The organism is Nocardia sputi (assembly GCF_023501985.1).
In genome coordinates, this window is record NZ_JAMFLC010000020.1 from 147,444 (window position 1) to 170,481 (window position 23,038).

At 67.1% G+C, this 23,038-nt stretch carries 20 protein-coding genes and 3 tRNA genes; 13 read left to right on the forward strand and 10 right to left on the reverse strand.

Annotation, left to right across the window (positions count from 1 at the left end; genetic code table 11):
* Window positions 1–325 precede the first annotated feature (325 nt).
* Window positions 326–398 (reverse strand) — tRNA-Lys (locus M8859_RS25690).
* A gap of 313 nt (window positions 399–711) precedes the next feature.
* On the opposite strand from M8859_RS25690, the gene M8859_RS25695 reads away from it, so the two are divergent.
* On the forward strand, window positions 712–1,944 hold the full coding sequence (locus tag M8859_RS25695; protein ID WP_159924166.1) for a L,D-transpeptidase: 1,233 nt from the start codon (window positions 712–714) through the stop codon (window positions 1,942–1,944).
* Between the two features lie 114 nt (window positions 1,945–2,058).
* On the opposite strand, the gene M8859_RS25700 is transcribed toward M8859_RS25695, so the two are convergent.
* A tRNA-His gene (locus tag M8859_RS25700) sits at window positions 2,059–2,134 on the reverse strand.
* 55 nt (window positions 2,135–2,189) lie between these two features.
* Window positions 2,190–2,828 (reverse strand): oligoribonuclease, encoded by a 639-nt coding sequence (gene orn, locus M8859_RS25705; RefSeq protein WP_283780061.1) that lies wholly within the window; start codon window positions 2,826–2,828, stop codon window positions 2,190–2,192.
* Window positions 2,829–3,031: 203 nt separating this feature from the next.
* Here orn and M8859_RS25710 point away from each other — a divergent pair, with 203 nt between their 5' ends.
* Complete coding sequence (locus tag M8859_RS25710) at window positions 3,032–4,729, forward strand: helicase HerA-like domain-containing protein (protein WP_249644924.1); 1,698 nt, start codon at window positions 3,032–3,034, stop codon at window positions 4,727–4,729.
* A 113-nt stretch (window positions 4,730–4,842) separates the two neighbouring features.
* Here the strand turns inward: M8859_RS25710 and cmrA are convergent, their stop codons facing one another.
* From cmrA to M8859_RS25725, 3 genes are read right to left on the reverse strand one after another with little or no spacing between them, the layout of a single operon-like run.
* Window positions 4,843–5,646 carry a mycolate reductase gene (cmrA, locus tag M8859_RS25715; protein WP_159924160.1) on the reverse strand — a complete coding sequence of 268 codons (804 nt, stop codon included), beginning with the start codon at window positions 5,644–5,646 and terminating at the stop codon, window positions 4,843–4,845.
* Between the two features lie 58 nt (window positions 5,647–5,704).
* The gene (locus M8859_RS25720; RefSeq protein ID WP_249644925.1) at window positions 5,705–7,735 is read right to left on the reverse strand and encodes an NADPH-dependent 2,4-dienoyl-CoA reductase; all 2,031 of its coding nucleotides are present in this window, start codon (window positions 7,733–7,735) and stop codon (window positions 5,705–5,707) included.
* Between the two features lie 21 nt (window positions 7,736–7,756).
* The gene (locus tag M8859_RS25725) at window positions 7,757–8,314 is read right to left on the reverse strand and encodes a PadR family transcriptional regulator (protein ID WP_159924156.1); all 558 of its coding nucleotides are present in this window, start codon (window positions 8,312–8,314) and stop codon (window positions 7,757–7,759) included.
* A 169-nt stretch (window positions 8,315–8,483) separates the two neighbouring features.
* On the opposite strand from M8859_RS25725, the gene M8859_RS25730 reads away from it, so the two are divergent.
* A complete protein-coding gene (locus tag M8859_RS25730) occupies window positions 8,484–9,848 on the forward strand; it encodes an MFS transporter (RefSeq protein ID WP_159924154.1) in 1,365 nt (454 codons plus the stop codon).
* A 28-nt stretch (window positions 9,849–9,876) separates the two neighbouring features.
* Here the strand turns inward: M8859_RS25730 and M8859_RS25735 are convergent, their stop codons facing one another.
* Entirely contained in the window at window positions 9,877–10,497 is a 621-nt protein-coding gene (locus M8859_RS25735; protein WP_223518018.1) for a TetR family transcriptional regulator, read from the reverse strand.
* Between the two features lie 170 nt (window positions 10,498–10,667).
* Between M8859_RS25735 and M8859_RS25740 the strand changes: the two genes are divergently transcribed.
* The 3 genes from M8859_RS25740 to M8859_RS25750 are packed head-to-tail and all read left to right on the forward strand — an operon-like array spanning window position 10,668 to window position 13,272.
* The gene (locus tag M8859_RS25740) at window positions 10,668–11,789 is read left to right on the forward strand and encodes a ferredoxin reductase (RefSeq protein WP_195071521.1); all 1,122 of its coding nucleotides are present in this window, start codon (window positions 10,668–10,670) and stop codon (window positions 11,787–11,789) included.
* A 19-nt stretch (window positions 11,790–11,808) separates the two neighbouring features.
* The gene (locus M8859_RS25745; RefSeq protein ID WP_159924148.1) at window positions 11,809–12,957 is read left to right on the forward strand and encodes a fatty acid desaturase family protein; all 1,149 of its coding nucleotides are present in this window, start codon (window positions 11,809–11,811) and stop codon (window positions 12,955–12,957) included.
* Window positions 12,958–13,272: a hypothetical protein gene (locus M8859_RS25750; RefSeq protein ID WP_159924146.1), complete on the forward strand. Its 315-nt coding sequence runs from the start codon at window positions 12,958–12,960 to the stop codon at window positions 13,270–13,272.
* On the opposite strand, the gene M8859_RS25755 is transcribed toward M8859_RS25750, so the two are convergent.
* Entirely contained in the window at window positions 13,273–13,821 is a 549-nt protein-coding gene (locus M8859_RS25755; protein WP_236565441.1) for a DUF4254 domain-containing protein, read from the reverse strand.
* A 371-nt stretch (window positions 13,822–14,192) separates the two neighbouring features.
* Between M8859_RS25755 and M8859_RS25760 the strand changes: the two genes are divergently transcribed.
* Window positions 14,193–14,513: a hypothetical protein gene (locus tag M8859_RS25760; protein WP_159924144.1), complete on the forward strand. Its 321-nt coding sequence runs from the start codon at window positions 14,193–14,195 to the stop codon at window positions 14,511–14,513.
* Window positions 14,514–14,974: 461 nt separating this feature from the next.
* Window positions 14,975–15,652: a DUF4389 domain-containing protein gene (locus tag M8859_RS25765; RefSeq protein ID WP_195071520.1), complete on the forward strand. Its 678-nt coding sequence runs from the start codon at window positions 14,975–14,977 to the stop codon at window positions 15,650–15,652.
* An 85-nt stretch (window positions 15,653–15,737) separates the two neighbouring features.
* Here M8859_RS25765 and M8859_RS25770 read toward each other — a convergent pair whose 3' ends face one another.
* Both M8859_RS25770 and M8859_RS25775 read right to left on the reverse strand, forming a co-directional pair.
* Window positions 15,738–16,556 (reverse strand): class II glutamine amidotransferase, encoded by an 819-nt coding sequence (locus M8859_RS25770; RefSeq protein WP_195071519.1) that lies wholly within the window; start codon window positions 16,554–16,556, stop codon window positions 15,738–15,740.
* A 269-nt stretch (window positions 16,557–16,825) separates the two neighbouring features.
* A tRNA-Arg gene (locus tag M8859_RS25775) sits at window positions 16,826–16,899 on the reverse strand.
* Window positions 16,900–17,101: 202 nt separating this feature from the next.
* Between M8859_RS25775 and M8859_RS25780 the strand changes: the two genes are divergently transcribed.
* The 5 genes from M8859_RS25780 to M8859_RS36960 all read left to right on the forward strand — a co-directional run bounded on the left by M8859_RS25780 (window position 17,102) and on the right by M8859_RS36960 (window position 22,956).
* The gene (locus tag M8859_RS25780) at window positions 17,102–19,135 is read left to right on the forward strand and encodes a bifunctional copper resistance protein CopD/cytochrome c oxidase assembly protein (RefSeq protein ID WP_195071518.1); all 2,034 of its coding nucleotides are present in this window, start codon (window positions 17,102–17,104) and stop codon (window positions 19,133–19,135) included.
* A 59-nt stretch (window positions 19,136–19,194) separates the two neighbouring features.
* Entirely contained in the window at window positions 19,195–20,100 is a 906-nt protein-coding gene (locus M8859_RS25785; protein ID WP_249644926.1) for a serine/threonine dehydratase, read from the forward strand.
* Between the two features lie 161 nt (window positions 20,101–20,261).
* Entirely contained in the window at window positions 20,262–20,762 is a 501-nt protein-coding gene (locus M8859_RS25790; protein WP_249644927.1) for a single-stranded DNA-binding protein, read from the forward strand.
* 79 nt (window positions 20,763–20,841) lie between these two features.
* Window positions 20,842–22,518 (forward strand): energy-dependent translational throttle protein EttA, encoded by a 1,677-nt coding sequence (gene ettA / locus M8859_RS25795; protein WP_159924134.1) that lies wholly within the window; start codon window positions 20,842–20,844, stop codon window positions 22,516–22,518.
* 315 nt (window positions 22,519–22,833) lie between these two features.
* On the forward strand, window positions 22,834–22,956 hold the full coding sequence (locus M8859_RS36960; RefSeq protein WP_283780041.1) for a hypothetical protein: 123 nt from the start codon (window positions 22,834–22,836) through the stop codon (window positions 22,954–22,956).
* The last annotated feature ends 82 nt before the right edge of the window (window positions 22,957–23,038 follow it).

Here is a 23,038-nt window from a genome sequence, read left to right on the forward strand (position 1 = left end):
GAATGGTCACGCTTGGTGAACGGAAGGTAAACAGATTTCGAACGACAGGCGCCGTCGATCTTGGAAAGCTCAGGACCGCGTTGTCGAATCGTTATCCAACCTGGGAGTTTGCTGCTAAACCTCTTGTGCTATAGATCACAGAAGTTTTCGGCTGTATTGCCTGGATTCAGCGGCGGAGCGCGCGTATTGGTGTCTGAATTGAGACAGCTGGTGCTTCTGAGAAAAGGCGCAGGTCACGGCGATGTCACGGGACTGCGGGCGATCCGGAGACAAAAAACCGTGCCCTTGCCAGCCGATGACTGGCAAGGGCACGGTTCTTGTGAAGTGCGCCATCAGGGACTCGAACCCCGAACCCGCTGATTAAGAGTCAGCTGCTCTGCCAATTGAGCTAATGGCGCCTGCTCCGTGTTCCGGTGCGGCACAAACCTTAACAGGCCTGCCCCGCAGAAGTGAAATCGTGTCCTGACCGGCCCTGATGTGCCGGCTTCTCGCCAGGTGGACCAGCCGTAACGCCCAGGCGCGCGGAGTTGATCTATCGGTTGTAACGCTGCAGTGACGGACGTGGTGTTCACATTGGCCTGGACGTGACGCACTGGCAGAATGTCCGATTGTGGTTGAGACCGCCCGCTGCACGGCGGGGTGAGGGCGTGGCGGTCCATCCGAAGCCATCGGTGTGTCCTGGAGCACCGAGACTTTGAAACGGGGTTGGAGATGATTGGTGGTCAGGGTCGGCGCAAGCCGGCCGCACGGTGGTCGATGCGCAAGATCGCGGGGCCGGTGATCGTCGTCGCCGTCGCAGCACTGGCGTTGACGGGATGTTCGGCATCCGACGCCACCGATGCGGCGCAGGTGGCCATCGACCGCAACCCCATCACCGAATTGATCAAGCCCAAGCTGCTGTCGCCGGTGAAGGACGGGGAGGTCGGCGTCTCGCCGGGCGTCCCGATGGCGTTCAAGGTGGAGGACGGCAAGTTCACCGATGTGACGTTGACCAGCCCCCAGGGCAAGTCGGTGAACGGCAGGCTCGCCGCCGACGGGCGATCGTGGGAGACCACCGAGGTACTCGGCTACGGCAAGACCTACCGTCTGAAGGCCGACGCGATCGGGCTCGGCGGCGCGAACTCGGCGACGCTGAGCTTCACCACGAGCTCGCCCGGAAACCAGACCAAGCCCTACCTGATCCCGGGTGAGGGGGAGGTGGTCGGTATCGGCCAGCCGGTGGCCATCCAGTTCGACGAGAACATTCCCGACCGCAAGGCCGCGCAGTCCGCGATCAAAATCACCACCGAGCCGCCGGTCGAGGGCGCGTTCTACTGGGTGAACAACCGCGAGGTGCGGTGGCGGCCGGAGCATTTCTGGGCTCCGGGGACGAAAGTCACCATCGACGTGAACGTCTATGGGCGTGATCTCGGTAACGGTCTGTACGGCCAGGACAACATCCACTCGTTCTTCACCATCGGCGACGCGGTGATCTTCACCGCCGACGACGACACCAAGCAGGTGACCGTCGAGCAGAACGGTCAGGTGATCCGGACCATGCCGACCTCGATGGGCAAGGACAGCACGCCCACCGACAACGGCATCTACATCGTCGCCGACCGGCACGAGAAGATCATCATGGATTCCTCCACCTACGGCGTAGCGGTCAACTCGGCAGACGGGTACCGGACGCCGGTGGACTTCGCCACGCGGCTGTCCTACAGCGGCATCTTCTTCCACTCGGCGCCGTGGTCGGTCGGTGCGCAGGGCTACAGCAACACCAGTCATGGCTGCCTGAACCTCAGTCCGGCGAACGCGCAGTGGGTCTATCAGAACGCCAAGCGCGGTGACATCACGATCGTGAAGAACACGGTGGGCGGCACCTTGTCCGGCGTAGACGGGCTGGGTGACTGGAACATTCCGTGGTCGGTCTGGAAGGCGGGCAACGCGGACGACAATCGCTGAGCCGAAGACAGACGCCGAACGGGCCACCGGAGCGAATCCGGTGGCCCGTTCGGCGTTTCCGGGGAAAGAAAAAAGGCCCGGGTGGCTCCGATCTCTCGGAGCCACCCGGGCCACTGGGGTGAGCGACGGGACTCGAACCCGCGACAGCCAGGATCACAACCTGGTGCTCTACCAACTGAACTACGCTCACCATCGCCGGTGAACAACCGGCGGGCTAGATATTAGCGTGTCTACCCGCCGACTCCCTAATCGGTTTCTGGCGAGCCGTTGACCTGGGCTGATTCGGTCCGCTCGACGGTGATCTCGGATACCTCGGCGGCGATGGCGGCGATCTCGATGGTGGAGGGGCCGGGCGGGGCGACGAACGCGGTACGCCGGTAGTACTCCAGCTCCCGGATGGACTCCTGGATGTCGGCCAGCGCGCGGTGGCTCAAGCCTTTCTCCGGCTGGCCGAAGTAGATGCGCGGGTACCAGCGGCGGCACAGCTCCTTGATCGAACTGACGTCGACCATCCGGTAGTGCAGGTGTGCGTCCAGCAGGGGCATGTCCCTGGCGATGAAACCGCGATCGGTGGCGATCGAGTTACCGGCCAGCGGCACGGTGCGCGGCGTGGGGATGTACTGGCGGATGTAGTCGAGCACGCGCTGCTCGGCCTCTTCGAGGGTGACGGTGGAGCGACGGACCTCCTCGGTCAGCCCGGAGCGCGCGTGCATCTCGGCGACGACCGCGGGCATCGCGGCCAGCGCGTCGTCGTCGGCGTGGATGACGATGTCCACGCCCTCGCCGAGGATGTTGAGATCGCTGTCGGTCACGAGCGCGGCCACCTCGATCAGCTTGTCGCTGTCCAAGCGCAAGCCGGTCATCTCGCAATCCATCCACACCATGTATTTGTCGGACACTCGTGCAACATTAGCCGGGTGCTGGTCCCGTGCCCGCGGTACGGCACGGCAATCGCGCAGCTGCCGATGCGCCCTCCAACCTGACCGGCAGGGATACAGTTGGTCTCAGATCGGCACATGGTGTTTCGGTGTGACAGGCAAACACTGCGTAAAGCAGTCGGAGCCGAATCCGGACGACAGGACGTGCGATGACCACCCCTCAGGAGAAGGCCGCCGCGGCGCGCAGGGCCGCCGACGAAGCGGCGCGCATCGCAGCGGAGGCAGCCGCCGCCGCGGAGGCCGCCGAACGTGAACTCGCCGAGCGAACGGCGGTCGGCGCGGCGGACGACGCGCGACACGACGAACCGGTCGGTGAGCGCGAAGACGTGCCCGCCGCGCGGCAGATCGCCGCGGGCTACGCATTCGAAGGCGCCGCGCTGGAGCTGGGCGCCGTCGTGGTCGACGGGACGGTGGATCCCACCGCGCGCGTCCGTATCCCGATACGGATGACGAACCGGCACGGTCTGGTCGCCGGAGCGACCGGCACGGGGAAGACCAAGACCCTCCAATGCATCGCGGAGCAGTTGTCGAGCGCCGGGGTGCCTGTGGTGCTGGCCGACATCAAAGGTGACCTGTCCGGCTTGTGCGAGCCGGGGCAGCCCAGTGACAAGCTCGCCGCGCGCATCGCGGAGACCGGCGCCACGGAATGGGCGCCGACCGGCTTTCCGACCGAATTCGTCTCGCTGGGCACCACCGGGACCGGGCTCCCGATCCGCGCGACGATCAGCTCCTTCGGCCCGGTGCTGCTGAGCAAGGTGCTCGAGCTGAACGAGACACAGGAATCCACCCTCGGCCTGATCTTCCACTGGGCCGACCGAAACGGCCTCGCGCTGCTGGATCTGAAGGACCTGCGCGCCGTGATCACCCATCTGACCAGCCCGGAGGGCAAGCAGGACCTGAAGGGTATCGGCGGGGTCTCCGCGGCCACCGCGGGAGTGATCCTGCGAGCCCTGGTGAACCTGGAGGCCGACGGCGGCGACACGTTCTTCGGCGAGCCCGAACTCGACCCGGCAGACCTGGTGCGGGTCGTGGACGGCAAGGGGGTGATCACGCTGTTCGAGCTCGGCGCGCAGGCGGCGCGGCCGGTGATGTTCTCCACCTTCCTGATGTGGGTGCTCGCCGACCTGTTCCAGACGCTGCCGGAGGTCGGCGACGTGGACAAGCCCCAATTGGTCTTCATCTTCGACGAGGCGCACCTGCTTTTCTCCGACGCCTCCAAGGCTTTCTCGGAGCAGGTGGAGCAGACCGTGAAGCTGATCCGGTCCAAAGGCGTGGGCGTGTTCTTCTGCACCCAGCTGCCCACCGACATCCCGAACCAGGTGCTCTCCCAGCTCGGGGCCCGCATTCAGCACGCGCTGCGCGCGTTCACCCCTGACGACCAGAAAGCGCTGTCGAAGACCGTCCGCACCTACCCCAGGACCGGTGTCTACGACTTGGAGCAGGCGCTGACCTCTCTCGGCACCGGCGAGGCGATCGTGACCGTCCTCTCCGAAGAGGGCGCGCCGACGCCGGTGGCATGGACCAGGATTCGGCCGCCTCGTTCACTGATGGACACCATCGGCGCGGACGCGATCAAATCGCGGGCCTTGTCCAGCCCGCTGGCCTCGAAGTACGGCCGGACCATCGACCGGGAGTCGGCTTATGAACTGCTCGCCGCGAAAGTCGCCGCCGCGGCGCCGGAACCGGAGCCCGCTTCCGTGCCCGGCCGTGCCGCGACCCGCACGGAGGAGGAGTCCGCAGCCGAGCGGATCATGAAGAATCCGGCCGTGCGCAGCTTCCTGCGTTCGGCCGCCGGCGCGGCCGGTCGTCAGATCACCCGCAGTCTGTTCGGCACCAGGCGCCGCTGAACGGTCGAGGTCGGATGCGGGTCAGCGGCGATGTCGCGGGCGGCCCCGCGTACCGGTTTCTTGGAAGTGCCCATACCGGACGGCGATGAACGGAGGCCGACCGACTTGTCGGCTCAGCTGCCGAGCTTCTTGTAGAACGCGCCCGCGATGGGTGCGGTGACCGCGCGCGGGCCGTACTGGCCTGCCACGCTCATCCCCTTGCTGATCAGGCCGGGAACCACGCGCATCTTGTTGCGGGCGAGCGCGTCGATGGACACCTTGGCGGTGGCATCCGAGGAGACCCACATGAAGTCGGGCACCATCCGGTCGACGATGGAGGCTTCCGCCGGGTCCGGTGTCTCGGTGCGCACCGGTCCGGGCGCCAGCAGCGTGACGTGCACGCCGGAGCCCTTCAGCTCGCCGCGCAGCGACTCGGAGAAGGTGTTGGCGAACGCCTTGCTCGCGGCGTAGGTGGCGTTGTTCGGGATCGGCATGTTGCCCGCGGCCGAACCGCTGATCAGGATGCCGCCGCCCCCGCGGGCGAGCATGCCGGGCAGCACGGCCAGGGTCAGGTCGTGCACCGCGACGGCATTGAGCTCCATCTGCGCGCGCTCGTAGGCCGGATCGAGTTCGGCGACCGCGCCGAAGGTCGCGATGCCCGCGTTGTTGCACAGGATGGCGATGTCGCGGGCGGCCAGTTCCTCCACCAGCGCGCCACGTTGGTCGCGGTCGGCCAGGTCGACGGGGCGTACCTCGGCGGTGATGCCGTGGGCCAGGGTCAGCCGCTGCGCGAGCTCGGTGAGCAGTTCTTCGCGGCGGGCGACCAGGATCAGCGAGTAGCCGCGCGCGGCGAGTTCGGCGGCGAGCGCGGTGCCGATGCCGGAGGAGGCGCCGGTGACGACCGCGCGGTTCTCGGAGGTGGGGGAGGGCAGGCTCACCCGGTGCAGCCTAGGCGATGCGGTGGGCGGCCACGCCGACGGTGGCCGCCCGGCCCGGTCAGAGTCGCGCGGCCAGCCGGGTGCCCTGGTCGATGGCTCGTTTGGCGTCCAGTTCCGCGGCGATTTCGGCGCCGCCGATGAGATGCAGGCTGACACCGGCGGCGCGCAGCGGTGCCTCCAGATCGCGCACGGATTCCTGGCCCGCGCAGACGACGACGTTGTCGACCGGGATCACCTGCGGCCGTTGCCGTTTCTCCCCGAAGCTGATGTGCAGGCCGTGGTCGTCGATGCGTTCGTAGTTCACGCCGCCGATCTGCTCGACGCCCTTGGCTTTCAGTGCGGCGCGGTGGACCCATCCCGTGGTCTTGCCCAGATCCTTGCCGAACGGGGTCGTCTTACGTTGCAGCAGGACGACTTCGCGTGCCGCGGGAGCGGGCTTGGGCGCAGTGAGCTGTCCCCGGACCTGCTCGTCGTCGGAGGTGACGCCCCACTCCTCCTTCCACTCGTCGAGCTTGAGCGTGGGATGGCCCTCGACGGTGAGGAATTCGCTCACGTCGTACCCGATGCCGCCCGCGCCGATCACGGCGACGCGTTTGCCGACCGGCTTCTCCGCACGGACCAGTTCGGCGTACGACAACACCATGGGGTGGTCGATACCCGGGATGTCGGGGATGCGCGGCTGCACACCGGTGGCGAGCACCACCTCGTCATAACCTCCCGCGATGAGTTCGTCGGCGCCGACCCGCTTGTTCAGATGCACGGTGACGCCGGTGAGCTCGAGCATCCGGTTGTAGTAGCGGATCGATTCGTTGAACTCCTCCTTGCCGGGGATGCGGCGGGCGATGTCGAACTGGCCGCCGATCTTGTCGTCGGCCTCGAACAGCTCGACGCGGTGGCCGCGTTCGGCGAGGTTCACCGCGGCCGAGAGCCCGGCCGGTCCCGCGCCTACCACGGCGACGCGCTTGGTGCGGCGGGTCGGCAGCAGTTTCAGCTCGGTCTCATGGCCTGCGCGCGGGTTGAGCAGGCAGGACACGGTCTTGCGTACGAAAGCGTGGTCCAGGCAGGCCTGGTTGCACGCGATGCAGGTGTTGATCTCGTCGACGCGACTTTGCGCGGCCTTGTTCACCCATTCCGGGTCGGCGAGGAAGGGCCGGGCCAGCGAGACGAGCTGCGCGTCACCCCGGGTGAGGATCTCCTCGGCCACCTCGGGCATGTTGATCCGGTTGGACGCGCACACCGGAATGTTCACCTGCGCGGTGATCTTCGCGGTGAACTCGACGAAGGCAGCGCGGGGCACCGAGGTCACGATGGTGGGCACCCGCGCTTCGTGCCAGCCGATATCGGTGTTCAGGATGTTCACCCCGGCGGCTTCGAGTTCCTTTGCCAGCGCGACGATCTCGTCGAAGGTCTGGCCTTTCTCCACCAGCTCGGCCATGGATAGCCGGAACACGATGATGAAGTCCGGTCCGACCGCCGCGCGGGTGCGGCGCACGATCTCCACCGCGATCCGGCGCCGGTTCTCCGGCGAACCGCCCCACGCGTCGGTGCGCTTGTTGGTGCGCGGTGCGAGGAATTGGTTGATGAAATAGCCTTCACCGCCCATGATCTCGCAGCCGTCGTACCCGGCGAACTGGGCCAGCTTCGCGCAGCGAGCATAGTCATCGATGGTGCGCTCGATGCCCTTGACCGACAGTGCGCGCGGCCGGAACGGGTTGATCGGCGCTTTGATCGACGACGCCGACACACTGCCCGGCATGTAGGAGTAGCGGCCCGCGTGCAGGATCTGGATGGCGATCTTGCCGCCGTGTTCGTGCACGGCTCTGGTGATGGCCCGATGCCGGTACGCCTCGGTCTTGTTGGTCAGCTTGGCGCCGAAGGGCAGCAGCCAGCCCGCGCGGTTGGGGGCGTAGCCGCCGGTGATGATCAGGCCCGCGCCGCCGCGTGCGCGTTCGGCGAAGTAGGCGGCCAGCTTGTTGGTATCCCAGGCCCGGTCCTCGAGCCCGGTATGCATCGAACCCATCACCACGCGGTTGCGCAACGCGGTGAAGCCGAGGTCGAGCGGCTCGAACAAATGGGGGAAGGAACTCATCGGTGAGGTCGCCTTTCTCCGTCAATCCGCGCGCGGGGCTGACGCGCGCGGGTGCAGTGCTTGCAGAACTTCGTCGCACCATTCGACGAACCCCGACTCCACGCGGATGCCCGCGCGCAGGACGAGGTACTGGTGCAGGGCCGTCCCGGTGAGCTGTTCCGGGGCGGGGAAGTCGCGTTTCTCGATGTGGCGGTACAGCTCGAGCCGCTGGGCGTGCTGGTCACGATGGCGAGCCACCTCGGCGCGCAACGCGGTGACGTCGCCGTAGGCGGCGGCGCGGATCTTCACCGCGAGTTCGTTGCGCGGGGTGCCGGAGTCGCTCGGTGCGGCGATCCAGCGCGCGAGTTCGGCGCGCCCCGCCTCGCTGACCGAGTACACCTTCTTGTCCGGCCTGCCCTCCTGCGTCACCGACTCGCCGTCGACCCAGCCGGACTCCTCCATGCGCTTGAGGACGCGATAGATCTGCTGATGGGTCGCGCTCCAGAAGTAGCCGATGGACTTGTCGAAGCGGCGCGCGAGCTCGTATCCCGAGCCGGCGCGCTCGGTCAGCGATACCAGCAGCGCATGCTCGAGTGCCATGCGGCGAGGATAGTCGTGACACTCGGTACTATGCAACTAGGTGCATAGGGAACGTGTGTTCCAGGATCGCGGCGAGCCGGTCACGAGGGGGCGGGTCGCTGATCATCTCCGCTCGGGTCGATGCGGTTTCGGCCGGACTCACGCGGTCGCGCGCATTAAGCTGCGCGGCATGACCGAGGTGAACGCTCAGGCGACGGTCGGACAGGCTGCCGGGCGCGGGCAAGTGGTGGCGTGGGGGCTGTGGGATTGGGGGTCTTCGGCATTCAACGCCGTGATCCTCACATTCGTGTTCTCGGTGTATCTCACCGACACGGTGGGCGACGACCTGCCCGGCGGTGTTTCCGCCAGTGCGTGGCTCGGGTGGTCGCTGGGAATCGCGGGCCTGATCGTGGCGTTGACGGCGCCGATCAGCGGACAGCGCTTCGACGCCTCGGCGAAACGCAAACGCTCCCTCGCCGCGCTGACCGCGCTCACCATCGCCGCGATGACCTTGATGTTCTTCGTACACGACGACTATCGCGACCTGTGGCTCGGACTGGTGCTGCTGGCGTTCGCGTCGACCTGCTTCGAGCTGTCGAACGTGCCGTACAACGCGATGCTGCGGCAGGTGTCCACGCCACAGACCGTCGGCCGCGTCTCCGGATTCGGCTGGGCGATGGGTTATTTCGGTGGCATCTTCTTGCTGTTGATCTGCTATTTCGGCTTCATCGCCGGTGACGGCGACAATCGCGGTTTGCTCGGTGTGCCCACCGACGACGGGCTCAACATCCGGCTGGTCGCCGTGCTCGCCGCCGTCTGGTTCGCCGCGTTCGCGCTGCCGGTCCTGTTCGCGGTGCCCGAAATGCCGCGGACAGACGCCGATCCCGGCGCGGCGGGCGCCGGATTCCTCGGCTCCTACCGGGTGCTGTGGCGTGATCTGCGTGAGCTGTGGCGCACCGACCGGCGCACGGTGGGTTTCCTGGTCGCCAGCGCGGTGTTCCGTGACGGTCTGGCCGGGGTGTTCACCTTCGGCGCGGTGCTCGCCGTACGGGTCTACGGCATCGCCGACTCGGACGTGCTGCTGTTCGGCATCGCCGCCAACGTCGTCGCGGCGCTGGGCGCCATCGTCGCGGGACGCTTCGACGACCGGGTCGGGCCGAAGGTCGTCATCGTGGTGTCGCTGGCCGCCATGCTGGTGTGGGGGCTGGCGCTGCTGGTGGTGTCCGGCCCGTTGATGTTCTGGATTTTCGGATTGCTGCTCACCGTTTTTGTCGGTCCCGCGCAGGCGTCGGCGCGCTCGTTCCTGGCCAGGCTCGCGCCGCCGGGCCGCGAGGGCCAGCTCTTCGGCTTGTACACGACAACGGGGCGCGCGGTGTCCTTCCTCGCGCCGACGCTGTTCGGCTTGTTCGTCTGGCTGTTCGGCTCCGACCGCGCGGGTATCGCGGGACTGCTGATCGTGCTCGCGGCGGGCCTGGCGGTGCTGCTGCCGGTGCGGTCGCCGGATCCGGTCGCGCCGGACCGTGGCGCCGCCGAAGAGCCCCGGTCAGCCGCGTGAGATCCGCGGCGAGCGGCCGAGCGCCGGATCAGCGCCGGTTCGGCGGCCGCCAGCTGCCCATGCCGAGTGCGATCAACCGCATCTGCTGCACGGTGCGGTCGATGATCGCCTGCTCCTGGCGCGGCGCCGCCGCCACGTAGGCGGCGATTCCGTCGGTGACCGTCGTGACCATCAGGTCGGCGGCGATTTCCAGGTCCCGCGGGGTCCAGGAGTCCAGGGCCCTGATCCGGGAGAGATCGGCGACGAGTTCCCGCACGATCAGGTGGATCTCCCGCGCGATGGCCGTGCGCAGCGCCGCCGACCCGCCGTGGCGCTCCCTGGTCAGGAAACCGAACAGATCGCGCTTGGGGCCGACCTGCGCGAACACGAATCGCACCGTGTCCGACAGGCTCGCCTCGGCGTTGCGGCGGACTTCGCGCAACGCCAGCCGCAGTGCGGTGACGCCGTCATCGACCAGCGTGGCGCCGAGGTCCTCCAGCGACGCGAAATGCCGGTAGAAGGCTGTCGGCACGATCCCTGCCGAGCGGGCGATCTCCCGCAGGCTGAGCGCGGCGAATCCGCGCTCCGCGGCCAACGCGAGGGTGCCGTCCAGCAGTGCCTGCCTGGTCCGCTCCTTGCGCTCGCCTCGGGTCGCCGCCTGCTCGCTCATTCCGGTGAGCATACATCCGTTCACCATTCGACCTATCCATAGATGTAGTTCGAGTCACACGTTTCGCCGGTTGACACCTAACCCCGGGTATCCGTCACACTAGTTTAGTGTACAGACGTGCACTGAAAATTGATTGCACGTCGTCAGCCCGACAAGAGGCACGGAGAACAATGGTGGATCTCATCAACCTGGTGCAGACCCTGACCTCGCCACACCCGCTGGACCGGTATCTGGAGCTGGTCCGTCCCACTCTCACCGTGCGGGACATGCGGGCCGAAATCACCCATGTGCGCCGCTCGGCGCCGGGTTCGGTGACGCTCACGCTGCGCCCGACCCGGCAGTGGAAAGGCCACGTCGCAGGACAGTACGTCCAGATCGGCGTGGTGATCGATGGCGTGCGGCACACGCGGTGCTATTCGCCGGTCAATCCGGAAGGCGGTCGGGATCGCCACATCCAACTGACCGTGAAGGCGCATCCGGGCGGCTTGGTGTCGCAGTTCCTCTACCACCACGCCGCCCCCGGCATGGTGGTCGACCTGACGCCCGCCGAGGGCGTGTTCCGCCTGCCCGAGCCGCGTCCGAAGCGCATGCTGCTGATCAGCGGCGGCAGCGGCATCACGCCGGTGCTGTCCATGCTGCGCACGCTCGCCGAGGAGAACCATCCGGGCGAGGTCGTGTTCCTGCACTACGCGAAGTCGCCCGGGGTGCTGCCGCACCGAGCCGAACTGGACGCGATCACGCAGCGGCACCCGAACTTCCGCATCGAGCTGCGGTATCCGCATCGGGCGCAGGACGTGGCGCCACGGGTCGACCCCGGCGCGCCGTGGGTGGACCTGGCCCGTCCGAAGGCCGGCGGATATTTCGACTACGACGAACTGGAGCGCGTCGCGCCTTGGTTCGCCGACGCGCAGACCTATGTCTGCGGCCCGCAGTCGCTGATGGACGCGGTGCGGACGATCTATCAGGCCGAGCAGCTGGAAGACCGGCTGCACACCGAGGAGTTCACGCTGTCGGTCGCACCGGCCGACACCGTGGACGCTCATGGCACGGTGAGCTTCTCGGCCAGCGGGTTGAGCGCGCAGAACAACGGCGCCAGCCTGCTCGAGCAGGCCGAATCCGCCGGACTGAGTCCCGAGTACGGCTGCCGCATGGGGATCTGTTTCTCCTGCACGGCGGTACGCCGCTCCGGCTGCACGCGCAATCTGCGCACCGGCGAAACCGACAGTGACCCCGACCAGCCGATCCAGCTGTGCATCAGCGCGCCGGTCGGCGACGTCGAGGTCGACATCTGATTACGAAGGGGAGCCAATCATGACCATACTGACCGAAACCGAGAACGGACCGCTGGTCCTGAGCCCGGACCAGATCGAGGAACTCGGCCGGGAACTCGATGAACTGCGCGCCGCGATCGTTGCCGATCTGGGCGAGCGCGACCGGGAATACCTGTACTCGATCATCAAGGCGCAGCGCGGGTTCGAGATCGCCGGGCGCGGCCTGATGTATCTCGGCTTCCTTCCGCCGGTCTGGCTGGCCGCGGTGGCGGCGCTGAGTGTGTCGAAAATCCTGGACAACATGGAGATCGGCCACAACGTCATGCACGGCCAGTACGACTGGATGCGCGAGCCCGGGCTGAACTCCCGGGTGTTCGAGTGGGACACGGTCTGCCCGGCCGACCAGTGGAAGCACTCGCACAACTACTTGCATCACACCTACACCAACATCCACAACAAGGACCGCGACATCGGCTACTCGATCCTTCGTATGGACGAGGCCCAGGAGTGGAACGTGCTGCGGCTCGGGCAGCCGGTGTACGCCTTCGTGCTCATGATGCTGTTCGAGTGGGGCGTGATGGGCCACGACCTCGAGGTCGAGAACATCCTGGCGGGCAAGAAGAAGTGGCCCGAGGTCAAGAAGCTGCTCTTGGGCCAGTGGCGCAAGGCGGGCAGGCAGGTGCTCAAGGACTACCTCGTGTTCCCCGCTCTGACCGGTCCGCTGTTCTTCCACACGCTGGCGGGCAACGCCACCGCCAACCTGGTGCGCAACGTGTGGGCCTTCGCCATCATCTTCTGCGGTCACTTCCCGACCGGCGTACAGACGTTCACCGAGGAGGAGACCGCGGACGAGACCCGCGGCGAGTGGTACATCCGGCAGATGCTCGGCTCGGCGAACATCACCGGAAGCAAGCTGTTCCACATCATGTCCGGCAATTTGTCGCACCAGATCGAACACCACCTGTTTCCGGACCTGCCCGCGAGCCGTTATCCGGAGATGGCGCCGACCGTGCGCGCATTGTGTGAAAAGTACGGTTTGCCGTACAACGCCGGCCCGCTCGGTAAGCAGATCGGCTCGGTGTGGAAGAAGATCTTCAAACTGGCACTGCCGCCTCGCTGGGTCGAGAGCGAGCCGTCTCCCGGTGTTATCGTGATGCGACAGCCGAAGGCGAGCGAAGCGGGCGTGTGAATGATCGGGAAATTCGAAAGCAACAAGGATCTCATTCAGGAATTGACGTCCTCCGGCGCCCGGCATGTCGGCAATATCGCCAACATCATCACGGGCACCGTCGCCGAGGTCACCCGGGAGATCGGTGAGTGGATCACCGACGCGATCGAGATGAACGAGGCGGCGGCCGCGGCTCGTCGGGACGCGGAGCAGCGGGATCCCGATCGCGACCTCGGTGACCAGACCGAGGCCACGGTCACGAAGCCGCCGGTCGGCGAGCCGGAGGGGTTCCTCGACGCCGAGGTCGTCGAGCCGGGGGTCGAAGAGCCGCGCTGATCACCACACCGGCAGCCTGCGCCGGTGTTCGATGACGTCGGTGATCAGATCCTGATAGCCGTCGATCAGTTCGGCCAGCCGGGTCCATCGCAGGTGGGCTTCCCCGCCCACCTGCGCGGCACCCGGCGCAGGCGTGACCTCGTCGCCCAAATAGTGCCGAGCCGCAACCCATTTCGCCGCGATCCGATCGATGACCGCGCCGAGTGTCTCGGTGTGCAGGGATGCGCCCTGGCGGTGCGGCACGTTCGCGGCGACCCACGCGTCGATACGTCCGATCCATTCGGCGCGGCAGCCGTCGATGTCGTCCACCTGTTGGCTGCACGCCGCGACGAGGGTGTTGGACGCCCCCGGGACGTGTGCTCGTTCGAGCGCCCGCTGCCGTCGCTCGTGGCAGTCGACGAGTTCGCGCGCCGCGTGCAGCACGCTGTGCCGGTGCTGGTTCTCACCGGGTTCGCGAATCGCGCGAAGCACCGCCGCGGACGACGGCAGCTCTTCGGTGCCGAAACTGCGCTGAGCGTATTCGGTGTGCATGGCATACCTCTGCGACACGATGAATCCTGGGTACGCCAGGGCCGAGGGGGATTTCGGGAGGGGCGCCCCTCGGCTCCGGCGCAGTCCCGCACCCGGCTGCCATCCCACGTTCCACCGGCACGGCAGAGAAACCGGGAAATCCGCGACGATGCGAGAGAAGACGGTCCGAGAAAATCGGGACACTTTCAGGAAAGCGCGGTAGCCGAACCCGCGCAATACTCTGGTGTACGAATCCGGCAGCTGCCGGGAAATCGTTATGTTCCGTTACGGATCGGTCACCCGGACCCGCCCCCGTGGTGGTACGTCTTCGAATTCACCGAGCGCATGCGCGGCAACCGATTCGATGCGACCGCTGCGCGTCGCAGCCCGATCCGCTAGCCTCGGTGTTCGTGCCCGCCTACGTGTCATCGCCCGAGTTGACATTCGGCTTCATGTTCGCGCTGGAAGACCCCGAGCGAATCGCGGAGGTCGTGCGCAATCTGATCGTCCGCAAGACCGTCTCGGTCTTCCGTCTCGCCCGGCTGTCCGACGACGACGGCCCGCCGGAGCGCTACGTGGTCAACTGGGCGGTCATCCCGCAGATCTCGATCACCACCGCAGCGCCGGATCAAGAGGAATTGCGAGCCACCCGCACCATGCTGGTCAACGCCTTCCTCAGTGAAGAAGGCGAGGTCAGCCTGTATTCGGCGCAGTCGAGCGGGCCCGCCTGACCGGGCCGTCCGTCGTAGCTGGAGCGCGGCGAGGAGTGCCACCGATCCGGTACGCGCATCCTCGCTCTGCCATCGTCCGCCCCGGTGAACGGTTGTGCTGAACATCGTGCACCGCAGTATAATTCGATATACGGATTGTTTGTGACAGCGCGTGTGAAGGCTGTCGGTACGCCGACCGTCATTGCGTCGCCTGGCGGAGTCGCACCACGCGGATCCCGGAGTGAACAGCGCATCCGCGCGGAAGAACATCGAAACATCATGGGCGAAGCCAACATCCGGACACAGCAGTGATCTGAGCGAGCCATCGGCCGGTACGCACCCCCATGACCACGCCGCCGCGCACCCCGATTCGTTGGCATGTCGGTATCGGATGGTGCCGTTCGAGAACGGTTGAATGCGAGAGAATCAGCTCACCTGTACTGGTTGTGACTTCAATCACAGCAACCGGAGGAGCGTTGATCATGGAACCAGAGAAGCCCGTCGTACCGACCGCGCCGATTCGCGTTCGAGGCGATCTGGACCCCGCGTTGTCGCGGTGGATGTGGCTGGTCAAGTGGCTACTGGCCATTCCGCACTACATCGTGTTGTTCTTCCTGCACATCGCGTACGCGGTGCTCACGATCGTCGCCTTCTTCGCGATCCTTGTCACCGGCAAGTACCCGCGGCGCCTGTTCGACTTCAATGTCGGCGTCATGCGCTGGGGATGGCGGGTGGTCTTCTACGCGCTCTCGGTGCTCGGCACCGACAAGTATCCGCCGTTCAGTCTGCGGCCGAACGCCGAATACCCGGCGGACCTGGAGATCGACTACCCGGAGTCGCTGCACCGCGGTCTGGTGCTGGTGAAGTGGTGGCTGCTGGCCATTCCGCACTATTTGATCGTCGCCGCGGCAGTGAGCGGGGGTATCGCGCTCGGGATGAGTGATGGCGACGACTGGAGCGGTGGCTCGATCTCGTTGCTGAGCGTCCTGCTGCTCGTCGCGCTGATCGCGCTGCTGTTCACGGCGCGGTACCCCCAGGGCGTCTACGACTTCGTCATGGGCGTCAACCGCTGGGTCATTCGCGTCCAGGCGTACGCCGGCCTGATGCGGGACGAGTACCCGCCCTTCCGTCTCGACCAGGGAGCTCGCGAGTCCGAGTGAAGCCGATGCCGCTGTGCCACCCGATCCGCCCGCTGACTCGGCGGGCGGATTCGTTGCGACACCGCCGCCGGCCCGCACAGGCGGGTCATGGAGCCACCGGCTGGAATGCCCTGACCTCCTCGTGACCGGCACGAACGACACCGGCTGCCGATTCCGGCACTTCGTTCCACGCCCCCGGCAGGTCGCGCAGCGGCTCGGAGACCACGAAGCGGGCTTCCATGCTGAGCTCCCAGAGGACTTCGACCTCCGGATGCAGCAGCCGCAGTGTTCCGATATCTGTGGAGTAGAACAAGGACCGCGACTGCCGCTCGCTGGAGTACCGGAAGAACCACATCGACGTACCGTCGGTGGTCGGGACGGTCATCTGCACCGGATCGGCGACGCCGTGCTCCCGGCCGACCTCCTCGACGAACCCGACCGCCCGGGCGACCGCGCCGAACGGGTCGTCGAAGAGGCCGAAGGTGAGAGCGAGGAAGAACAGGACCTCCGAGTCGGTGGAGCCCTCGATATCGGGATACAGGACCGGGTCGATCGCCGTGACGAGATCGCGCTTGATCTCGTGGAAGCCGCGCAGCGCTCCGTTGTGCATCCACAACCACCGCTCGTGCCGGAACGGGTGGCAGTTGCTGCGCTGGACCGCGGTCCCGGTCGACGCGCGCACGTGCGCGAAGAACAGCGGCGTGCGCACCTGCGCGGCGATCTCGCGCAGGTTCCGGTCGTTCCATGCCGGTTCGATGTTCTTGAACACCGCCGGTCGTGTGCCTTCGCCGTACCAGCCGATCCCGAAGCCGTCGCCGTTCGTGGTCGTCGCGCCGAGCCGCGAGTGCAAACTCTGGTCGATCAACGAGTGCTTCGGCCGGAACAAGAGGTCCTCGGCCCGGATCGGCTCACCCGAATAAGCCATCCACCTGCACATCCATCGATTGAAGCAGATCGAGCGGGGATGGCGGGCGGATCTGCTCAGACCGTTCGCCCGGCACCCGGGCAGCCCGTTCGGCACGGGCGCGGCGGCGGGTCCACCCATCCCGCAACCAGCTCGCAAGTCGAGCGGTAGGGCGGTGGGAACGCGGCTTCTTTCCTCGTACGCAGAGGGAGATTTCGAAGTGTTTGAGCTTCGCGCTCGGGGGGTAATAGCACTGGAGACCCGCATAGTTGCGGGTCTCCAGTGTGCTGCGCCCCCGGCAGGAATCGAACCTGCGACCTAGGGATTAGAAGGCCCTTGCTCTATCCAACTGAGCTACGGAGGCAGCGGGTTCCACGATGGCCGACATTGGCCGCGCTGTCCAGTGGGCCAATTATAGCGACCGTCCAGGTGGCCATATTCTTAGCGTTAGCAACGTTTCAGCCATCCCGAGACAGTAGGTGACGTGCCCGTGGTGATCCGCGGCCAACAATATCGGTACAAACCCGACCGGGCCACGCAATACTCGCCGAACTACGCTCAGTCGTATGTCCTCCGCCGCCACCTCGTCCGCCGCGCCTGAAGCCGCGGCCTCCCGGTCCGGGGCGACGTTCGCGACGGTCACCGCGCTGGCCGGCGCCATCGCGGCCGTGGTCGCGGCGCTGGTGGTGGGGTTGTCGGCAGCGCAGGCGCTGAGCCTGCTCGGCATTCCCGACCCGGGCGTGGCGACCACCTACGGCTTGCCCGCGATCCGGGCGCTCGCGGACCTGTCGGCGGCGCTGACGGTCGGTTCCCTGCTCTTCGCGGCCTTCCTCGTACCACCGCAGCCGAACGGATTGCTGGACGTCGGGGGCTACCGCGCGGTGCGGCGAGCGTCGAACTTCGCATTGGTCTGGGCATGCTGCGCCGCGCTCCTGGTGCCCCTGACGGTTTCGGATACCACGGGTCAGCCGGTGGGTGAGGTTCTGCGGCCGGAGGGTCTCTGGCGAGCGATCGACCAGATCGAGCTGGCCGGAGCCTGGCGCACGACCGTGGTCTTCGCCCTGATCGTGGCGGTGGGCTGCCGACTGGCCTTGCGCTGGGGCTGGACCCCGGTACTGCTGGGCGCCGCGATCGCCGCCATGATGCCGTTGGCGTTGACCGGGCATTCCTCCTCGGGCGGGTCGCACGACGTGGCGACCAACAGCCTGATCCTGCATTTGATCTCGTCCGCCGTTTGGGTGGGCGGCCTGTTCGCGGTGCTGGCGCACGCCTTGCGGGGCGGCGCGTACACCGACGTGGCGACGCGGCGCTTCTCCCTGACCGCCACGGTCGCGTTCGGCGTGATCGCGGTCAGCGGTGTGATCAACGCGTTCGTCCGCGTGCCCCCGGGCGAGTTGTTCACCAGCACCTACGGCAGGCTGGTGCTGGCCAAGGCGGCCGCGTTGGCGCTGCTCGGTGTGTTCGGCTACTTGCAGCGCCGCGCCGCGTTGCCCGCGCTCGCGGCCGATCCCCGCGATCGCGCCGCGCTGGTCCGGTACGCGGGCGTGGAGGTGTTGATCTTCGCCGCGACCATCGGCCTCGCGGTCGGACTCGGACGCACGCCGCCGCCACCCCCGGATTCCGTCCCGACCCCCGTGGAAGTGGAACTGGGCTACGACCTGGCTGGGCCGCCGAGCGTCGCTCGTTTGCTGTTCGACTGGCGCTTCGATCTGATCTTCGGAACGCTGTCGCTCGTGCTGGCGCTGCTGTACCTGCTCGGCGTGCGGCGGCTACGAGCGCGGGGCGACGCGTGGCCGGCCGGGCGGACGCTCGCCTGGCTGTCCGGTTGCGTGGTGCTGCTGGTCGCGACCTGCTCCGGAGTCGGCCGGTACTCGCCTGCCATGTTCAGCGTGCACATGGGGGCGCATATGGCGCTGTCGATGCTCGCGCCGATCCTGTTCGCGCTGGGTGGTGCGGTGACGCTGGCGCTGCGCGCGCTGCCGCCCGCGGGGCGCGGTGGAGCGCTGGGACCGCGGGAATGGCTCCTGGCCGCGGTACACAACCCGGTGTCGCGTTTCCTGACCCATCCGATCGTGGCCTCGGCGATCTTCGTCGCCGGGTTCTACGCGCTGTATCTGGGCGGCATCTTCGACGCCTACGCCGACTCGCACGCGGCGCACCTGCTGATGAACCTGCACTTCCTGCTCAGCGGCTACCTGTTCTACTGGGTGGTGATCGGCATCGATCCCAAGCCGAGGCAAGTGGAGCCGCTGACCAAACTCGCCATGGTGTTCGGCTCGCTGCCGTTCCACGCGTTCTTCGGCATCGCGCTGATGAGCATGACCACGGTGCTCGGTGGCTGGTTCTACCGCGGCCTCGGTCTGGGCTGGAACGGCGATCTGCTCGGCGACCAGCGCACCGGCGGCAGTCTCGCCTGGGCGAGCGGTGAGGTTCCCCTGGTGGTGGTGATGCTGGCTTTGCTGATCCAATGGTCGCGCAGCGACCAGCGGCTCGCGCAACGAACCGATCGAGCCGCCGTACGCGACAACGACGCCGCACTCGCCGCACACAACGCCATGTTCGCCGAACTGGCCAAGCGAGATGGAGAAGTGCGTAAGTGAGTGAACGCGCCACCGCGGTCTCCCCACACAGACCGGTCGGGCGTGTGGAGCGGTCGCACGTGCGATCCGCACGCAAGCGGCTGGCCGGGCAGATCCGCAAGACGCCGGTCTTCCATACCTCCGTCGCGAGCCCGTCCGGCCCGGTGCCGGTGACGATGAAGCTGGAGCACCTCCAGCACGGCGGGACGTTCAAGGTGCGCGGCAGTCTGAACGCGCTGCTGGAGTCGGGCGACGGCGTCGATCAGGTGGTGATCGCATCCGGCGGCAACGCGGGCATCGCGGCCGCGCTGGCCGCCGCACGGCTGGGCAAGTCCTGCACGGTCGTCGTCCCGGAGACCGCGCCGCACACCAAGGTCGCCGCGATGTGGTCACACGGCGCCGAAGTGCTCTGGTGCGGCACCACCTACGCCGAGGCCATGCGGCACGCGGCCGAACTGGCCGCCGAACGCGGCGCGTTGCTGTTGCACGGCTACGACCTGCCCGCGGTGGTCGCGGGCGTGGGGGTGGTCGGGCTGGAACTCGAAGAGCAGGTACGTGGGCGGCCGCCGGTGCTGGCGGCGGTGGGCGGCGGCGGACTGATCGCCGGGATCGCGGCCGCGGTCGGGCGCCGTCAGCAGGTCATCGGGGTGGAGCCCGAGGGCGCAGCGATCCTGCGGGCGGCTTCGGAGGCGGACGGTCCCGTCGACATCGCCGGGACCGGTATCACCGTCGATTCGCTGGGTCCCACGCGGATCGGTGACATAGCCTTCGACCTCGCCCGCCGACACGGGGTGCGGTCGTTGCTGGTCAGCGATGACGCAATCAGCGCGGCGCGTGAGTATCTGTGGCGCGAATTCCGCATTCTGGTCGAACTGGGCGGCGCCGTCGCCCTGGCCGCCCTGCACAGCGGCGCCTATGTCCCCGCGCCGGACGAGCGACCGGTGGTCGTCGTCTGCGGCGCCAACACCGACGTGGCGGTGTTCTGATCACACTGGCGTGAAAGCGACGATTTTCACACTCCGGGGAGTTGTGCACATTTCCGGACGGGTCTGCTCGGCGCCCCGGAATTGGACGCACCCTGGAGGAGCCCTCCTGGAGGGGGAGGCACTCCGGGCAGGCCCGGAGCCGAGTGTGAAGGGGCGTAACCATGTACGAAGCCAACGCGACCGTGATCGGGACGATCGCCACCCATCCGGTCAAGCGGGACCTGACCAATGGCGAGCAGGTGGTCACCTTCCGTCTGGCGAGCAATTCTCGCCGGCTGGATCACGCGTCCGGGCAATGGGTGGACAACGGCACGTTGTATCTCACCGTCAGCTGCTGGCGTCGATTGGTGGCGGGAGTCGACGCGTCCCTGCGGCGCGGCGATCCGATCATCGCCTACGGTCAGCTGCGCTCGCACGAGTACCGCAGCAAGGACGGCGTGGAACGACGGGATCTGGAGATGCGCGCCTCCGTGGTCGGCCCGGACCTGTCCCGCTGTGCGGCGCAACTGACGCGGCTATCCGATATGCCCCCGTCGCGGAATACTTCCGGGGGGTCGAGCGCTGAAGGTCGGGTGCCGGTCGGCGACGCGCCGGGGGAGAATGGGGCAGCCGCCGGTTCGGCACCGCCTCGCGGCAGCGCACCCGAGCCTGTCGACGCGTGATCGCGCGACCGGTTTCGTCCTGGCGGCAGGGTAGCTCTGCTTCGTCCCTTCATCTCCCGCACCGATAGGCTTCTGACTTATGGCTGAGTTCATCTACCAAATGAAGAAGGTTCGCAAGGCGCACGGCGACAAAGTCGTGCTCGACGATGTCACCTTGGACTTCCTTCCCGGCGCCAAGATCGGCGTCGTCGGCCCGAACGGCGCTGGTAAATCCAGCGTGCTGAAGATCATGGCCGGACTGGACCAGCCGAACAACGGTGACGCGTTCCTCGCCGCCGGCGCTACCGTCGGCATCCTGCAGCAGGAACCTCCGCTCAACGAGGAGAAGACCGTCCGCGGCAACGTCGAGGAGGGCATGGGCGAGATCAAGGTGAAGCTGGATCGCTTCAACGAGATCGCCGAACTCATGGCCACCGACTACTCCGACGAGCTCATGGAGGAGATGGGCAAGCTCCAGGAAGATCTGGACCACGCCGACGCCTGGGACCTGGACTCCCAGCTCGAACAGGCGATGGACGCGCTGCGCTGCCCGCCGCCGGACGAGCCGGTCACCAACCTCTCCGGTGGTGAGCGCCGCCGGGTCGCGCTGTGCAAGCTGCTGCTGAGCAAGCCCGACCTGCTGCTGCTCGACGAGCCGACCAACCACCTCGACGCCGAGAGCGTGAACTGGCTCGAGCAGCACCTGGCGCAGTACCAGGGCGCCGTGCTCGCGGTCACCCACGACCGGTACTTCCTGGACAACGTCGCGCAGTGGATCCTCGAGCTGGATCGTGGCCGTGCCTACCCGTACGAGGGCAACTACTCCACCTACCTGGAGAAGAAGGCCGCGCGGCTCGAGGTGCAGGGCAAGAAGGACCAGAAGCTGCAGAAGCGGCTCAAGGAAGAACTCGCCTGGGTGCGTTCCGGCGCCAAGGCCAGGCAGGCCAAGAACAAGGCCCGCCTCGGCCGGTACGAGGAGATGGCGGCCGAAGCCGAGAAGATGCGGAAGCTGGATTTCGAGGAGATCCAGATTCCCGCGGGCCCGCGCCTGGGCAACGTGGTGGTGGAGGTGGAGCACCTGGACAAGGGCTTCGGTGACCGCCAGCTGATCAAGGATCTGTCGTTCACCTTGCCGCGCAACGGCATCGTCGGCGTGATCGGGCCCAATGGCGTCGGGAAGACCACGCTGTTCAAGACCATCGTCGGGCTCGAGCAGCCGGACAGCGGTGAGGTGAAGGTCGGCGAGACGGTCAAATTGAGCTACGTCGACCAGAACCGCGCGGGCATCGACCCGAAGAAGACGGTCTGGCAGGTGGTCTCCGACGGTCTGGACTACATCGAGGTCGGCCAGCAGGAAATGCCGTCGCGCGCCTACGTGAGCGCCTTCGGTTTCAAGGGCCCGGACCAGCAGAAGCCCGCGGGCGTCCTGTCCGGTGGCGAGCGCAACCGGCTGAACCTCGCGATGACTCTCAAGCAGGGCGGCAACTTGATCCTGCTGGATGAGCCGACCAACGACCTCGATGTGGAGACCCTGGGCTCGCTGGAGAACGCGCTGGAGAAGTTCCCCGGCTGCGCCGTGGTCATCTCCCACGACCGCTGGTTCCTCGACCGCACCTGTACCCACATCCTGGCGTGGGAGGGCGACTCGGACAACGAGGCCAAATGGTTCTGGTTCGAGGGCAACTTCGAGGCGTACGAGGCCAACAAGGTCCAGCGGCTCGGCCCGGAAGCGGCCCGCCCGCACCGGGTTACGCACCGCAAGCTGACCCGCGGCTGAGCCCGGCCCTCGGCGGGTGGGTGCGGGCACAGGCCGCACCCACCCGGCCCAGGACGCCTCGCCGCAGACCGGACTTCGCATTCGTCCGGGGTCAGGCGGGTGTCATGCGTCCGCCGGATCGCAGTTGGCAGCCTCATCGGGCTCGGAGCCGGCCACTGCCTGGCGTTTGCTGACGCATCGTGTGGGCGATGACGCCAGAAATCGACGGGGAAAACGGGGGGAGGAGCGCCTCGGTGGGGCAGCTCGATGAGTCTTTATCGGCAACGCGGAACAGGAGTGACACCTACCCGCGCGTAGCTCGCTAGGGTGGGAGTCGTGAATGCGCAGGCGCAGTTCGAGCAACCGGTGGCTTCGACCGCCGACGCGGTGGCCGAGCTGACCCGAGGTACCGGTGCGGCGCCGCTGCCGCTGCGGACACGACCTGTAGCGCTCACCTGAACGTTCGCGGGTCCGATTCCTGTGCTGTGCCCGAGGTCGTCCGTACGATCTCGGCACACGGGCGGCGAACTACGCGGTCGCG

Bases quoted from the DNA above. Each gene is read 5' to 3' on its own strand.
- M8859_RS25695 (WP_159924166.1), top strand. From the start codon at position 712: ATGATTGGTGGTCAGGGTCGGCGCAAGCCGGCCGCACGGTGGTCGATG.
- orn (WP_283780061.1), bottom strand. From the start codon at position 2,828: ATGGTGTGGATGGATTGCGAGATGACCGGCTTGCGCTTGGACAGCGAC.
- M8859_RS25710 (WP_249644924.1), top strand. From the start codon at position 3,032: ATGACCACCCCTCAGGAGAAGGCCGCCGCGGCGCGCAGGGCCGCCGAC.
- M8859_RS25720 (WP_249644925.1), bottom strand. From the start codon at position 7,735: ATGAGTTCCTTCCCCCATTTGTTCGAGCCGCTCGACCTCGGCTTCACC.
- M8859_RS25725 (WP_159924156.1), bottom strand. From the start codon at position 8,314: ATGGCACTCGAGCATGCGCTGCTGGTATCGCTGACCGAGCGCGCCGGC.
- M8859_RS25730 (WP_159924154.1), top strand. From the start codon at position 8,484: ATGACCGAGGTGAACGCTCAGGCGACGGTCGGACAGGCTGCCGGGCGC.
- M8859_RS25735 (WP_223518018.1), bottom strand. From the start codon at position 10,497: ATGAGCGAGCAGGCGGCGACCCGAGGCGAGCGCAAGGAGCGGACCAGG.
- M8859_RS25740 (WP_195071521.1), top strand. From the start codon at position 10,668: ATGGTGGATCTCATCAACCTGGTGCAGACCCTGACCTCGCCACACCCG.
- M8859_RS25745 (WP_159924148.1), top strand. From the start codon at position 11,809: ATGACCATACTGACCGAAACCGAGAACGGACCGCTGGTCCTGAGCCCG.
- M8859_RS25750 (WP_159924146.1), top strand. From the start codon at position 12,958: ATGATCGGGAAATTCGAAAGCAACAAGGATCTCATTCAGGAATTGACG.
- M8859_RS25765 (WP_195071520.1), top strand. From the start codon at position 14,975: ATGGAACCAGAGAAGCCCGTCGTACCGACCGCGCCGATTCGCGTTCGA.
- M8859_RS25770 (WP_195071519.1), bottom strand. From the start codon at position 16,556: ATGGCTTATTCGGGTGAGCCGATCCGGGCCGAGGACCTCTTGTTCCGG.
- M8859_RS25780 (WP_195071518.1), top strand. From the start codon at position 17,102: ATGTCCTCCGCCGCCACCTCGTCCGCCGCGCCTGAAGCCGCGGCCTCC.
- M8859_RS25790 (WP_249644927.1), top strand. From the start codon at position 20,262: ATGTACGAAGCCAACGCGACCGTGATCGGGACGATCGCCACCCATCCG.
- ettA (WP_159924134.1), top strand. From the start codon at position 20,842: ATGGCTGAGTTCATCTACCAAATGAAGAAGGTTCGCAAGGCGCACGGC.